We start from the raw sequence: 13,153 nt of genomic DNA, 5'->3' as shown, positions 1-13,153 counted from the left end.
AGATTTCCGTTTTCACTTGTCCGTGGGGATTGGCCATGCACCTGCCCGAAAAAAACCGCAGCTTCACGCAATTGATCGAATTCGAAATCGAACCCCACCAGCAGCCGGGGCTGGTGGCCGCACTGTCGGTACAGACCGAGCGTCTGGCCCAGGATCATGAGGGGTTCTTGAGTGCCAGCGTGCAGGCCAGCGACGACGGGCGGCGGGTCCTCAACTACCTGCAATGGCAATCACGGGAAGCCGGGGAGGCGGCCTTTCGCAGTTTTGAAAACGGCGAGCAGGACTTCTGGCAGCTGATTCACGCCTATCAGGCCAGGACGGTGACCTTTGGTTCGTTCCAGGTGCTGCGCAGCATCGAGCGCAGCCCGGACAACGCCCTGCATTGTCTGTTGGTCGAGCCGCAAACGCCGGCCCCGCAACGGGTCAACTGACGTTATATCGACAGTTGCAGGGTGCGTTCGCTGGGGGCTTCGACCGGTCGCCTTTTGTTGACGGCCAGCTCGCCGATCTTGATCAGGCGGGTGCGGGTGACGTTGCGGCTCAGGCCCAGCAGGTTGGCGGTGTGCACCTGGTTGTAATGGCTGAAGCGATAGGCCGCGCGCAGCAGGGCGTCTTCGACTTTCTCGTGCAGAGCCCCGGCCTGTTCTTCAAACAGTTTATGGAAGGCCCGCTCGAGCAGGGCCTGGGCCGAGTCGTCCTGGGTGCCGTGGCCGTCGTCCTGGCGCTCGATGCGCATGTTCGACAGGCGCAGGTCGTCGCGCTCGATCACCCCGTTGCGGCAGATCAGCAGGGTGTGGTGAATCACGTTTTCCAGCTCGCGGATATTGCCCGGCCAGCTGTAGCTCTTGAGCTTGGCTTCGGCTTCGCTGCTCAGGGACACGCTGCCGTAACCCAGGCGCTGGCTGTAGGCATCGATAAAGTGCCGGGTCAGCGGCAGGATATCGCCGGGGCGCTCGCGCAATGGGCTCAGTTCAAGACTGACCACGTCCAGGCGGTAGTACAGGTCCTCGCGAAAATGCCCGGCGTTGATGGCTTTTTCCAGTTGCACGTTGGTCGCCGCCAGCACCCGCACATCGATCGGGATGCTTTTGCGCGAGCCCAGGCGCACCACTTCGCGCTCTTGCAGCACCCGCAGCAACTTGACCTGGATCGCCATCGGCAAGTCGCCGATCTCATCCAGGAACAGGGTGCCGCCGTTGGCCTCCTCGAACCAGCCGGCCTTGGCACTCAGGGCGCCGGTGAACGCGCCTTTTTCATGGCCGAACAGTTCGGCCTCCACCAGGGATTCGGAGAACGCGCCGCAGTTGACCGCCACGAACGGCCGGTTGCGACGCGCGCTGAGGTTGTGGATATGTCGCGCCACCAGCTCTTTGCCGGTACCGGTCTCGCCGATGATCAGGACGCTGGCTTCGCTCGGCGCGACCTGTTGCAAGTGGGCGAGCAGGGCCCGGGATTTCGGGTCCTCGAAGACCTGGGCGGTGGCCCGGATCGAGGTGGCCAGCGCGGGCGAGGGCGGTAAGGTCAAAAGCTGCATGGACACGCTCCGGGAACAGAAGGCTATGAATAGAAAGTCGGTGTCGGCAGGGACTGGTTCAGTGCCCAGTCGCCCAGCTCATGGAGTTTGTAGTCCAGCGGGTCGTGCAGGGTCTGGGTGCGCAGGTTGCGCCAATGCCGGTCCAGGCGCAGCGAGGCATGGGTGGAGCGGGCGCCGGTGACTTCGAACAACTTGCTGCACAGCTCAAGCCCGTTGCGGCTGGCGGCGACCTTGGCGGTGGCGATGGCGGTGGCCAGGTGCCCGCGTTCTTCGGCGCTCAGGGCCGGACCCCGGGCCCAGGCCTTGTCCAGCAAGTCGGCGGCGCGTTCCACCAACAGGCGCACGCCTTCCAGGGCAACCCAGAACTCGCCGTAGTGGCTGAGCACGTAAGGGTCCTGGCGTACGTCCTGGGCGCTGGATTTATGCCAGGGCCGGGTTTCGGTCAGGGTGTATTGCCGGGCTTCTTCGAACGCGCCTTCGGCGATGCCGAGGAACATATGGGTAAAGGTCAATTGAGCGATCAGCGGCCGCAGGCAGGCGAACGGCGTGCTCAGCGGACCCGGGTCGAGCAGCAGCTCCGATTCTTCGACCCGCACCCGTTCGAAGCTGGCACTGCCGCTGTCGGTCTGGCGCTGGCCCATGTTGTTCCAGTCGTTATGCAGGGTGATGCCGCTGCGGCCGCTGGGGATGGCGGCAATCAGCAGCTTGCCGCCGGCGCTTTCATCGACCGCCGAGGCGATAAGCATTTCCGAATCGCTGGCGCCGGAGCAGAAGCTCTTCTTGCCGGAAAACTCGCGCCAGCCTCCGAGGTTCTTGACCACGGTGCGGGTGTCCAGCGGGTTGAGGGCATTGCCCCAGAACCAGTTTTTGCGCGCGGTCTGTTCGAACCAGGGTTGCCACTGCTCGGGGCGGGCAAACAGGCGCACGGTGGCCAGCATCAAGTGATGAAAGCCGAAGACGTGGGCGATGGAACTGTCGACCTTGGCGAACTCGCGGACGATGTTCAGGGTGTCGCTCCAGCTGGCGCCGAGGCCGCCGTACTGGGTGGGGATACTCAGGGCCAGCAGCCCGCTCTGGCGCAGGGCATCGCGCTGGGCCTTGGGGGTGCCGCCACGCTCATCGCGTTCGACGGCGGTCAGGGCAAACTCGGCGGCCAGTTGGCGGGCGGTCTGCAGGGGGGACAACAGGGCGCTTTGCGGCTTGGCAGTCACGCGGTGTTCCTCGTGGAGAAGCGTGGTCATCGCAAACCCTGCGCAGCAGTCGTACTCCCATCCAATGGGCCGGCCATGAAGCACCGCCCATCGGCTTTGCACGACCACCGCGCGACACAGGTTTGCGAGCAATCAGGCCTTGGCGTGTGCGGGGAGGACATCGTTGGCGATCATTTCGCCAAACGGCCCGGTGAGGTTGGTGACGCCACGGCCGGCAAGGCTGGCGTAGGGTTCCGGCAGCAGCGGGAACACCAGTTCGGCGAAGCGGTAGGCCTCTTCCAGATGCGGGTAGCCAGAGAAGATAAAGCTCTCGATGCCCAGGTCCGCGTATTCCTTGATGCGTGCCGCCACCTGCTCGGGGTTGCCCACCAGCGCGGTGCCGGCGCCACCACGGACCAGGCCGACCCCGGCCCAGAGGTTGGGGGCGATTTCCAGGTTGTCGCGGCGCCCGTCGTGCAGCGCGGCCATGCGGCGCTGGCCTTCGGAGTCGAAGCGGGAAAAGGATTTCTGCGCGGCGGCGATGGTTTCGTCGCTGATGTGCTCGATGAGTTTGGCGGCGGCTTTCCAGGCGTCCTCTTCGGTTTCACGCACGATCACGTGCAGGCGGATGCCGAATTTCACGGTCCGGCCATGGCGTGCGGCGCGCTCGCGGACGTCGGCGAGTTTTTCCGCCACGGCGGCCGGTGGCTCGCCCCAGGTCAGGTACACGTCCACCTGTTCGGCCGCCAGGTCATGGGCCGCGTCGGAGGAGCCGCCGAAGTACAGCGGGGGATAGGGCTTCTGCACCGGTGGGTACAGGGCCTTGGCGTTTTGCACCTGCAAGTGCTTGCCTTCGAAATCCACGGCTTCGCCTTGCAGCACGCGGCGCCAGATCTTGAGGAACTCGTCGGTCACTTCGTAGCGTTCGCTGTGGTCGAGGAAGATCCCGTCGCCACGGTTTTCATCGGGGTCGCCGCCGGTGACCACGTTGATCAGCAAACGGCCGTTGGACAGCCGATCCAGGGTGGCGGCCATGCGCGCCGAGACCGTGGGCGAAATAATCCCCGGGCGGATCGCCACCAGGTAGCGCAGGCGTTCGGTGAGGGGCACCAGGGCCGAGGCGATGACCCAGGAGTCTTCGCAGGAACGGCCGGTGGGGATCAGCACACCGTGGTAACCGAGGTTGTCGGCGGCCTGGGCCACTTGTTTCAGGTAATTGAGGGTGACCGGGCGCGCGCCCTGGGTGGTGCCCAGGTAATGGCCGTCGCCGTGGGTCGGAAGAAACCAGAAAACATCCATGACAGGTCCTTAAGCGATTTTCAGCAGATTTTTCGGATGGGCGCCGAACAGGGGAGCGGCGCGTTCTGCAGCAAGGCGAATGCGGGCCTTCAAGGGCTCACTGGTTATTTGGTAATTGGCGAAGTCGGCTTCAGTGGCATAGACCCCGATCGGCAGCGTCAGGGCCTGGAAGAAACTGAACAGCGGGCGCAACTGGTGATCCAGCACCAGGGCATGCCGCTCGCTGCCACCGGTGGCGGCCAGCAGCACCGGGGTGTCGATCAGCGCATTGAGGTCGATCAGGTCGAACAGGTGCTTGAGCAGGCCCGGGTAGGAGCCGCGATACACCGGGGCGGCGACGATCAACAGGTCGGCGCTTTCGATGGCTTGCAGCTCGGCCTCGATCTCGGCCGGCAGCTCCTGACGCGACAGCGCGGCGCCCAGGGGCCGGGCAATGTCGCCCAGTTCGATCAGCTTGCTGTCGATCGGCAACTGTTCGGCCAGTTCGGCGAGCAGGGCCTGGGTCAGCACCAGGGTGCGCGAGGGACGCCAGGTACCGCCGGAAAGGGCAACGACTTTCAATGGACGCGACATGATCAGTTCCTTTTTAAACAGTGGCTCAAGGAGCAGTGAGAAGTCCCAGAGCCTGAGCAAGAGCTGTACCAACGACCGCAGCCCAGGTATTACGGGGCTTGTAGCCCAATGGCAGGGTGTCGGGTGCTGTTGCCTGGGTCTGCTTTTGTTGATTGGCTGTTGCCTGGCAAACAGTTGCTCAGGCAACAGCCGTGCAACGGATGGCCAGTTATAAAGCCTTGTTGTTATTCCTCAAAAGAGCGTATTTCCATATTTATAGATCGTTAAGAAATATAAGGGCCGCCAATAGCGGGTACACAAACAGTCGATAGCGACTATCGAGGCCGTTGATTTTTCTCTCCCGGGAGGCGGGAGTAGCCTGTGTTCATTGTCCGCAACCCGATTTCCAGGAACCCGCCATGAACCGTCTTCCCGCCCTTTTACTGTTGCTCGCCGCCACCGTTCTTGCCGGTTGCGCCAGCCCTTCCACCCCCGAATTGCGGCCCTACACGGCTGAAGAAAGCCGGGAACTGGCCCTGGAGGCGCTGAGCCGTCGCGGCTTGTCGTTCGATGAGTACCAGCAGAAAAAAGCCCAGTTGCTGGGCCTGCCGCAAAAGGTCCCGGGTTTTGACAAGCAGGGTGAGATGAGCGCCGAGCGTGGGCTCAACCTGCACGGGCGGGCCAGCTGAGGCGTCTGTACTGCTCGAAGTTTTCTCCAACTGTCCGTGGGTTTCGCGCCTGGGCTCGAATAAGGTCAATGCCTGACTGACCTGCCCCAAGGACTTGCCCCATGACTCTCTCCCCGGACCTGCTGCTGGCGTTTGCCTTGTTTGCGCTGGTCACCTCCATCACCCCCGGACCGAACAACACCATGCTCCTGGCGTCAGGGGTCAACTTCGGTTTCAACCGTTCGATCCCCCATATTCTCGGCATCAGCTGCGGCTTCTTCGTGCTCGTATTAGCGGTCGGCCTGGGGCTGGGCGCGGTGTTCGAGGCGTACCCGGTGCTGTACAGCGTGTTGCGTTATGTCGGCGCGGCCTATTTGTTGTACCTGGCGTGGAAGATCGCCCGTTCCGGGCCAATGTCCGAGACCGAGCAAGGCCAGGGCAAACCCATCAGTTACTGGGGCGCCGCGGCGTTTCAATGGGTCAACCCCAAGGCCTGGGTGATGGCCGTCGGTGCCATCAGCACCTACACCCCCTTGCAGGGCTATTTCACCAATGTGCTGGTGATCTCGGCGGTATTCGCCTTGATCAATGCACCGACCGTCAGCCTGTGGGCGGCCTGCGGCAGCCTGTTGCGCAATGTGCTGCGTAACCCGCGCTGGCTGCGGCTGTTCAATCTGGGCATGGCGGCCCTGCTGGTGATTTCCCTGTACCCGTTGCTGCTCGAAAGCTTTGGCTGAACCGCTTCAACCCGGCGCCAGTAGCCTGTTAAGCTGATTTCAGGAGCGTTCCTACGCACTTTTAAACGAAGTTGTTTTTCTTTAACTGCATTCGATCGGCTGTTGCCGGGCTGTCCTGCCGTTGTCGCATGGCCTTCGAGCCTGCGCTGTGAGCGGCAACAGGACGCCCCGCGGCCTGATCCTGGAATAGTCTCTGTGGGTTTTTTGCCATGAATAAACGTCCTCTTTATTTCGACTACGCCGCCACCACGCCGGTGGATGAGCGAGTCATCCAGGTGCTGGTGGAGTGTCTGGGGTTTGCCGGCAACTTCGGCAATCCGGCGTCCAGCTCCCACGCGTTCGGCCAACAGGCACGACGCAGTGTCGAACTGGCGCGCCAGCAGGTCGCGCAACTGGTGGGTGCAAGCGCCGAGCAGATCGTCTGGACCTCCGGCGCCACCGAGTCCAACAACCTGGCGCTCAAGGGTGTGGCCCAGGCACGCGGGGTGCCCGGCGGGCACATCATCACCAGTCAGATCGAACACAAGGCGATTCTCGATACTGCCAAACAACTGCAGGAAGCCGGCATTGCCGTGACGTACCTGGTGCCGGATGCCGAAGGGCTGATCAGCGCCCAGGCCGTGAGCGAGGCGCTGCGTGACGACACCTTTCTGGTGTCGCTGATGCTGGTCAACAACGAGCTGGGCACGGTCAACGATATTCCTGCCATCGGTCAGGTGGTGCGGGAGCGCGGTGCGTTGCTGCATGTGGACGCGGCGCAGGGCGCGGGCAAGGTGGCCATCGATCTGGCGCAATGGCCGGTGGACTTGATGTCGTTTTCCGCACACAAGATCTACGGGCCCAAGGGCATCGGCGCGCTGTATGTCGGCCCGCGCGCGCAACAGCGTTTGCAGGCGCAGATTCACGGCGGCGGCCACGAGGGCGGCTTGCGTTCCGGCACCCTGGCCACCCATCAGATTGCCGCGATGGGCGCCGCCTTTGCCCTGGCCGCCGAACACTTTGAGCAGGAAGCCGCGACCATCGCCGATCTGCGCGCGCGCCTGCTCGAACAACTGGCCGATATTCCAGGTTTGCGGCTCAATGGCAGCGCCACGCAGCGTATTCCCCATACCCTGAGCCTGACCTTTAACGAAGGTGCGTTCGATGGCGCAGCCTTGAGCGCGTCCATGGCGTTTTCCGCGACCTCGGCCTGCAATTCGGCGAGCAATGCGCCGTCCCATGTGCTGCTGGCACTGGGGCATGACGCACGGTCCGCCGGCCGCACCATCCGCCTGAGCCTGGGGCGTTTCACCACTGAGCAAGACATCGATCAGGCCGCACAGTTGATCAAGGCCGCCGTGGCCAGTGCGCCTGCGTTCTGGGCGGTGGCCCAACCCTGAAGAGGGCGCGGGCTTCAACCTTCTATAACAATGATCCAAACGGTTAGCAGGAGAGACAATGAGTACGCAGCCTTTGACCCATGGAACGGTTCCCCAGCGCCTGGCGCGCACCCGCGAACTGATGCGCCGCGAGGGCATCCACGGATTGCTGGTGCCATCGGCCGACCCGCACCTGTCGGAATACCTGCCGGGCTACTGGCAGGGCCGGCAATGGTTGTCGGGGTTTCATGGCTCGGTCGGGACCCTGATCGTGACGGCGGACTTCGCCGGAGTCTGGGCGGATAGCCGGTACTGGGAACAGGCGACCAAGGAACTCAAAGGCAGTGGTATCGAACTGGTCAAGTTGCTGCCGGGGCAACCCGGGCCCCTGGACTGGCTGGCCGAGCACACGCCCGAAGGCGCGGTGGTGGCGGTGGACGGCGCGGTGATGGCCGTGGCGTCGGCCCGCACCCTGGGTGACAAGCTGGAGCAACGGGGCGCGCGCTTGCGCACCGATATCGACCTGCTGGAGCAGGTCTGGAGCGATCGCCCGGCCTTGCCGAATCAGCCGATCTATCAACACTTGCCACCCGAAGCCACGGTCAGCCGGGTCGAAAAGCTGGCCAAGTTGCGGGAAACCCTGAAGGCGCGTGGGGCGGACTGGCACTTCATTGCCACCCTCGATGACATCGCCTGGCTGTTCAACCTGCGCGGCGCCGATGTGTCGTTCAACCCGGTGTTTGTCTCCTTTGCCCTGATCAGCCAAGAGCAGGCCACCTTGTTTGTGGCCCTGGGCAAGGTCGACCCGGCACTGCGCGCGGTACTTGAGCAGGACGGTGTGAACCTGCGCGATTACAGCGAAGTGGCCGCCGCCTTGAGCGCGGTGCCTGCGGGGGCCAGTGTGCAGATCGACCCGGCGCGGGTGACCGTCGGTTTGTTGGGCAACCTGGACGGCGCGGTGACCCTGATCGAAGGCCTGAACCCGACGACCCTGGCCAAGTCGCAAAAGAGCCTGGCCGACGCCGAACATATTCGCCAGGCCATGGAACAGGACGGTGCCGCGCTCTGCGAGTTCTTCGCCTGGCTCGACAGTGCCCTGGGCCAGGAGCGCATCACCGAACTGACCATCGACGAACACCTCACCGCAGCCCGTACCCGGCGCCCGGGTTATGTTTCGCTGAGCTTCAATACCATCGCCGCATTCAACGCCAACGGCGCGATGCCCCATTACCACGCCACGCCCGAGGAACACGCGCTGATCGAGGGTGATGGGCTGTTGTTGATCGACTCCGGTGGCCAATACCTGGGTGGCACTACCGATATCACGCGCATGGTGCCGATCGGCACCCCGAGCGCCGAGCAGAAAGCTGATTGCACCCGGGTGCTCAAGGGCGTCATCGCGCTGTCCCGGGCGCAGTTTCCCCGGGGCATTCTCTCGCCCTTGCTGGACGCCATCGCCCGTGCGCCGATCTGGGCTGAAGGCGTGGACTACGGTCATGGCACCGGCCACGGCGTGGGCTACTTCCTCAACGTCCATGAGGGCCCGCAGGTCATTGCCTACCAGGCCGTGCCGGCACCGCACACGGCGATGCAGCCGGGGATGATCACGTCCATCGAACCGGGCACCTATCGGCCCGGCCGCTGGGGCGTGCGTATCGAAAACCTGGTGTTGAATCGTGAAGCAGGCAGTACCGAGTTCGGTGAGTTCTTAAGGTTTGAAACCCTGACCCTGTGCCCGATCGACACCCGTTGCCTGCAACCTTCGTTGTTGACCCAGGACGAGCGTGATTGGCTCAACGCCTACCACGCCGAAGTTCGCCAGCGTCTGAGCCCGTTGCTGCAAGGCGCGGCACTGGCCTGGCTGGAGACCCGCACCGCGGCGATCTGATTGCCGATTGCGCCGTCTGCCCCTGGCAGGCGGCGCAGGGCGTGGGGAGATCAGCTCAGGGCTTCGCGCACGAAGTCCAGACGATCCTGGCCGAAGAACAGCTGATTATCGACAAACATGCTCGGCGCCCCGAATACGCCGCGCTGCAGGGCGTGCTCGGTTTTGTCTTTGAGGGCCGTCTTGACCTCTTCATCCTCGCACAGCGCGAGAATTTCCCGAGGGTCGAAGCCGCCCTGGCTCAGGGTGGCAGCTACCACTGCCGGATCATTGAGGTTCAGTTGGTCGACCCACAGCGCGCGGAACAGGCAATCGACAAACTGCCCGAAGCGTTCAGGGTGGCGCAATTGGACGCCGGTCACTGCGCGCATCAGTTGCAGGGTGTTGATCGGGAAGTGCGGGTTGAAGTTGAGCGTCACCTGGTAGCGTCTGGCGTAGCGTGCAAGGTCTTGCAGCATGTAGCGACCTTTGGCGGGAATGGTCACGGGTGAGGCATTGCCGGTGGTCTTGAACACGCCTCCGAGCAACATCGGTTGGTAAATCAGCTGGCTGCCGGTTTCGGCGCAGATCTTGGGCAACTGGGTGTAGGCCAGGTAAGACGTGGGGCTGCCCAGGTCGAAGAAGAACTCGACGCTTTTGCTCATGGAGGGTACTCCCTGATTGTTGTTATTGAGGGGGGGGGGTTACCAGCGCTCGTTCCACGGCCGCAGGTCGAGCTCAAAGGTCCAGGCGTCCCGGGGCTGGCTGTGCAGGTACCAGTAGTTGTCGGCGATGTGCTCGGGATTGAGGATGCCGTCCTGATCCTTGAGCGCGTATTTTTCCGGGAAGTTGCTGCGAATAAAGTCGGTATCGATGGCGCCGTCGACCACTACGTGCGCGACGTGGATATTCAACGGGCCCAGCTCCCGCGCCATGCTTTGTGCCAGCGCGCGAATACCGTGCTTGGCTCCGGCGAACGCGGCGAAACCGGCGGCGCCCCTTAGGCCGGCAGTGGCGCCGGTGAACAGGATGGTCCCTCGCTGGCGGGTGACCATGCGCTTGGCGACTTCCCGTCCATTGAGGAAGCCGGAGAAGCAGGCCATTTCCCAGATCTTGAAGTACTTGCGTGCCGTCTCTTCAAGGATGCTGCATGGCACATTGGCACCGATATTGAAGACGAAAGCCTCGATCTGCCCGACCTGGGTTTCGATGTGCTCGATCAACGCGACCACGTCTTCTTCCTTGCGTGCATCGCAAGCGAACCCATGGGCCTCGCCGCCTGCTTGCTGGATGGACTCGACCAGCGGCTGCAGTTTGTCGGCGCTGCGTCGTGTGACACAGGCGACGTACCCTTCTGCGGCGAAGCGCCTGGCGATGGCGCCGCCGGTGGCATCGCCAGCCCCAACGACCAATACGACTTTCTTGTTATCAATAATTGCAGTCATGGTGGGATCACTCATTAGTAAACGATCGTTAACTAAACGAACGTTATGCTACGATTCGCGACGCGTCAAGACGAGAGATCAGCGAGGCAGACCATGCGCTATTCAACCAGTCACAAGCAGGAAACCCGGGAGCGGCTGCTGCAAAGCAGCGCGGTGTCGGCCAAGAAGGAAGGCTTTTCCAGTGTTGGTGTGGATGGGTTGATGAAGGCTATCGGACTGAGTGGCGGTGCTTTCTATAGCCACTTCTCGTCCAAGGACGAACTGTTCGCCACGATCGTCGAGCGTGAACTGAGTCATAGCCTCGAGCGGCTGGGTGGGGAGGGCGAGCAAAGTCAGGCCAGGTTGCGCCGTTGCCTCAAGCAATACCTGAGCATGAGTCATGTCGAACAACCGGAGGCTGGGTGCGCGTTACCGACATTGGGTGCGGAAATTTCCCGGGCATCGGTGGAGGTGCGTCAGCAGGCGCAGGACTGGATTTGCCGTTTGCAACAATGCTGGGCCCAGACCCTGGGCGATGAAGCCCTGGCCTGGTCGATCCTGTCGCAGTGCGTGGGGGCACTGGTAGTGGCGAGAATGCTGGTCAGCCCGGACATGCAGCGCCAGGTGCTGAAGTCGAACCATGACCGGATCGTCAGTCAGCTAAGCGAACCCACCTGAGGCGCGTGCGCTTACTTGCAGATGACGATCATGCTGCGGCTGGTGTAGCCGGCGGGGTTCAGCCCGAACGGGTAGTCACCGGGTTCTTCCGTACCGTCACCCGACTTGGCGATCACCCTATAGCCTTTGGGGCCGCAGGAGTCGGTAGCGCGGGTGTAGCATTTGTCCCAGGAAGAGGACAGCCCTGAACAGTTGATATGCAGCCCCTTTTTGCCACGCTTGACCTCGGTCTTCGCGGTCGCGGCGCAGCCTGCAATAGCAAGTACAGCCAACAGTATCAAAAATCGTTTCATTCCCGTCCTTAATGCCGGCCTCGAGTCTGGTGCTCGAGTGTGACTGCAGTGAGCCTGCATTGACTGCTGCTTTAGCGTTTGCGATATCCCTGTCCGAAAAGTCCGTGGTTGACGCTCCATTAGCCGGCTAAACATCGCTTAATTGAGCGCTAAATACCAGAGCTAGATCGCAGATAGAATCAATCCGCTGCGACCATGGGTTTGGATTCGCTGCGCATGGTCATGGTCGCTCCGACCGAGGCCAGGATAATGCAGGCGATCGCGAGCCATTGCGCCAGGGACAGGTATTCATGCAGGAACAGTAAGCCGGACAAGGCGCCGAAGGCTGGTTCGATGCTCATTAACGTGCCGAAGGTGCGGGCGGGCAGCCGGGTCAGGGCGACCATCTCCAGGGTGTAGGGCAGGGCGGTGGACAAGATTGCCACGCCGAGGGCAACCGGGATCAGGGCTGGTGTCAGCAAAGCCGCGCCCGCATGGACAATGCCGACCGGGGCCACCACCACGGCGGCGATCATTACGCCGAGGGCTGCTGTCTGAATGCCGTTATCGGCCCCGGCCTTTTGCCCGAACAATATATAGAGCGCCCAGCACACGCCTGCGCCCAGGGCATAGGCTGCGCCGACCAGGTCAATGCTGGCGCTGGTCTCGCCAATGGGCACCAGCAACAGTAGCCCGATGATCGCCAGGCCTATCCACAGGAAGTCGACTGCACGCCGTGAAGCATAAATAGCCACCGCCAGCGGCCCGGTGAACTCCAGGGCCACGGCAATACCCAGAGGCACGCTTCTGAGGGACATATAGAAGAGGAGGTTCATGCCGCCCAGTGCCACGCCATACACCAGCACCGTGCGCAATGACTTGGCGGTGAGCTTGGCGCGCCAGGGGCGCAGGAGCAGCAACATGATCACGCTGGCGAAAATCAGCCGCAGGGTGGTGGTGCCCTGGGCTCCAACCACGGGAAACATGCTCTTGGCCAGGGAGGCGCCGGATTGGATCGAAGCCATGGCGATTAGAAGCAGGCCAACCGGGAACAGGGTTGCACCGAGGCTGCGGGGTTGATCGTTCATTTCTGGATGTATCCGAACTAGTCAGGCGGGAGCACATCATGCTCAAGTCGTCCGGGTTGCGCAATATATTGCTCAAGGTGTTTCTTTCCTTCTATATAGAAGGGCGATTGGCGGGTATTTCCAGGTTATTGATAGTAAATACAAATTAGGGGTTGACGGCAGATTCTGGAGGTCTATAATTCGCCCCACTTCCGGCGCAGTCGAAACGGAAAACTCCTTGGTAAACAAAGAGTTACGCGGTTTTCGACAGCGAGCTGCTTCAGATCATCGAAGCCCAGAAGGAGTTGATAGAGCGGTGTTGTTTGGCTCTATTAACGGTTCGATCTTCTCGGTCGAAAGCGGTGAAAAGAAGGTGTTGACAGCAGCGAGTAACGCTGTAGAATTCGCCTCCCGCTAACGAGAGATCGGAAGCGCAAGTGGTTGAAGTTGTTGAAGAAATCTTCGAAAACTTCTGAAAATAATCACTTGACAGCAAATGAGGCTGCTGTA

General features: G+C 62.2%; 14 protein-coding genes and 1 pseudogene. 6 read left to right on the top strand and 9 right to left on the bottom strand.

Annotated features, from left to right (window positions below; all coding sequences use genetic code 11):
• The first annotated feature begins 35 nt into the window (after nucleotides 1–35).
• Entirely contained in the window at nucleotides 36–431 is a 396-nt protein-coding gene (locus ACOZJV_RS20315; RefSeq protein WP_421548341.1) for an antibiotic biosynthesis monooxygenase family protein, read from the top strand.
• A gap of 2 nt (nucleotides 432–433) precedes the next feature.
• On the opposite strand, the gene ACOZJV_RS20310 is transcribed toward ACOZJV_RS20315, so the two are convergent.
• From ACOZJV_RS20310 to msuE, 4 genes are all read right to left on the bottom strand, one after another.
• Complete coding sequence (locus tag ACOZJV_RS20310) at nucleotides 434–1,534, bottom strand: sigma-54 interaction domain-containing protein (RefSeq protein ID WP_421548340.1); 1,101 nt, start codon at nucleotides 1,532–1,534, stop codon at nucleotides 434–436.
• Nucleotides 1,535–1,557: 23 nt separating this feature from the next.
• The gene (locus ACOZJV_RS20305; protein WP_177326786.1) at nucleotides 1,558–2,775 is read right to left on the bottom strand and encodes an acyl-CoA dehydrogenase family protein; all 1,218 of its coding nucleotides are present in this window, start codon (nucleotides 2,773–2,775) and stop codon (nucleotides 1,558–1,560) included.
• 102 nt (nucleotides 2,776–2,877) lie between these two features.
• Nucleotides 2,878–4,023 (bottom strand): FMNH2-dependent alkanesulfonate monooxygenase, encoded by a 1,146-nt coding sequence (gene ssuD / locus ACOZJV_RS20300; RefSeq protein WP_078470594.1) that lies wholly within the window; start codon nucleotides 4,021–4,023, stop codon nucleotides 2,878–2,880.
• Nucleotides 4,024–4,032: 9 nt separating this feature from the next.
• A complete protein-coding gene (gene msuE / locus ACOZJV_RS20295; RefSeq protein WP_020297809.1) occupies nucleotides 4,033–4,596 on the bottom strand; it encodes an FMN reductase in 564 nt (187 codons plus the stop codon).
• Nucleotides 4,597–4,994: 398 nt separating this feature from the next.
• Here msuE and ACOZJV_RS20290 point away from each other — a divergent pair, with 398 nt between their 5' ends.
• The 4 genes from ACOZJV_RS20290 to ACOZJV_RS20275 all read left to right on the top strand — a co-directional run bounded on the left by ACOZJV_RS20290 (nucleotide 4,995) and on the right by ACOZJV_RS20275 (nucleotide 9,226).
• Complete coding sequence (locus ACOZJV_RS20290; RefSeq protein ID WP_421548339.1) at nucleotides 4,995–5,264, top strand: hypothetical protein; 270 nt, start codon at nucleotides 4,995–4,997, stop codon at nucleotides 5,262–5,264.
• Nucleotides 5,265–5,365: 101 nt separating this feature from the next.
• Entirely contained in the window at nucleotides 5,366–5,980 is a 615-nt protein-coding gene (locus tag ACOZJV_RS20285) for a LysE family translocator (protein WP_020297806.1), read from the top strand.
• A 209-nt stretch (nucleotides 5,981–6,189) separates the two neighbouring features.
• A complete protein-coding gene (locus ACOZJV_RS20280; RefSeq protein ID WP_421548338.1) occupies nucleotides 6,190–7,359 on the top strand; it encodes a cysteine desulfurase family protein in 1,170 nt (389 codons plus the stop codon).
• 58 nt (nucleotides 7,360–7,417) lie between these two features.
• Nucleotides 7,418–9,226, top strand: coding sequence for an aminopeptidase P family protein (locus ACOZJV_RS20275; RefSeq protein ID WP_421548337.1), 1,809 nt, complete (start codon nucleotides 7,418–7,420; stop codon nucleotides 9,224–9,226).
• 50 nt (nucleotides 9,227–9,276) lie between these two features.
• Here ACOZJV_RS20275 and ACOZJV_RS20270 read toward each other — a convergent pair whose 3' ends face one another.
• Both ACOZJV_RS20270 and ACOZJV_RS20265 read right to left on the bottom strand, forming a co-directional pair.
• Nucleotides 9,277–9,867, bottom strand: a complete 591-nt coding sequence (locus tag ACOZJV_RS20270) for a 2-hydroxychromene-2-carboxylate isomerase (protein WP_078470589.1) — start codon at nucleotides 9,865–9,867, stop codon at nucleotides 9,277–9,279.
• A 39-nt stretch (nucleotides 9,868–9,906) separates the two neighbouring features.
• Entirely contained in the window at nucleotides 9,907–10,647 is a 741-nt protein-coding gene (locus ACOZJV_RS20265) for an SDR family oxidoreductase (RefSeq protein ID WP_421548336.1), read from the bottom strand.
• A 93-nt stretch (nucleotides 10,648–10,740) separates the two neighbouring features.
• Between ACOZJV_RS20265 and ACOZJV_RS20260 the strand changes: the two genes are divergently transcribed.
• On the top strand, nucleotides 10,741–11,304 hold the full coding sequence (locus ACOZJV_RS20260; RefSeq protein ID WP_421548335.1) for a TetR/AcrR family transcriptional regulator: 564 nt from the start codon (nucleotides 10,741–10,743) through the stop codon (nucleotides 11,302–11,304).
• 11 nt (nucleotides 11,305–11,315) lie between these two features.
• Here ACOZJV_RS20260 and ACOZJV_RS20255 read toward each other — a convergent pair whose 3' ends face one another.
• The 3 genes and pseudogenes from ACOZJV_RS20255 to ACOZJV_RS20245 all read right to left on the bottom strand — a co-directional run.
• Nucleotides 11,316–11,597: a hypothetical protein gene (locus ACOZJV_RS20255; protein ID WP_020297800.1), complete on the bottom strand. Its 282-nt coding sequence runs from the start codon at nucleotides 11,595–11,597 to the stop codon at nucleotides 11,316–11,318.
• 179 nt (nucleotides 11,598–11,776) lie between these two features.
• Nucleotides 11,777–12,664: a threonine/homoserine exporter RhtA gene (gene rhtA, locus ACOZJV_RS20250; protein WP_421548334.1), complete on the bottom strand. Its 888-nt coding sequence runs from the start codon at nucleotides 12,662–12,664 to the stop codon at nucleotides 11,777–11,779.
• 259 nt (nucleotides 12,665–12,923) lie between these two features.
• A pseudogene (locus tag ACOZJV_RS20245) lies at nucleotides 12,924–13,153 on the bottom strand (hypothetical protein); the annotation flags it as partial.

Source organism: Pseudomonas sp. QD4, assembly GCF_049199125.1.
Taxonomy (GTDB): Bacteria; Pseudomonadota; Gammaproteobacteria; order Pseudomonadales; family Pseudomonadaceae; genus Aquipseudomonas.
Note: the sequence above shows the minus strand (reverse complement) of the source record. Positions and strands in the feature narration are given on the sequence as shown.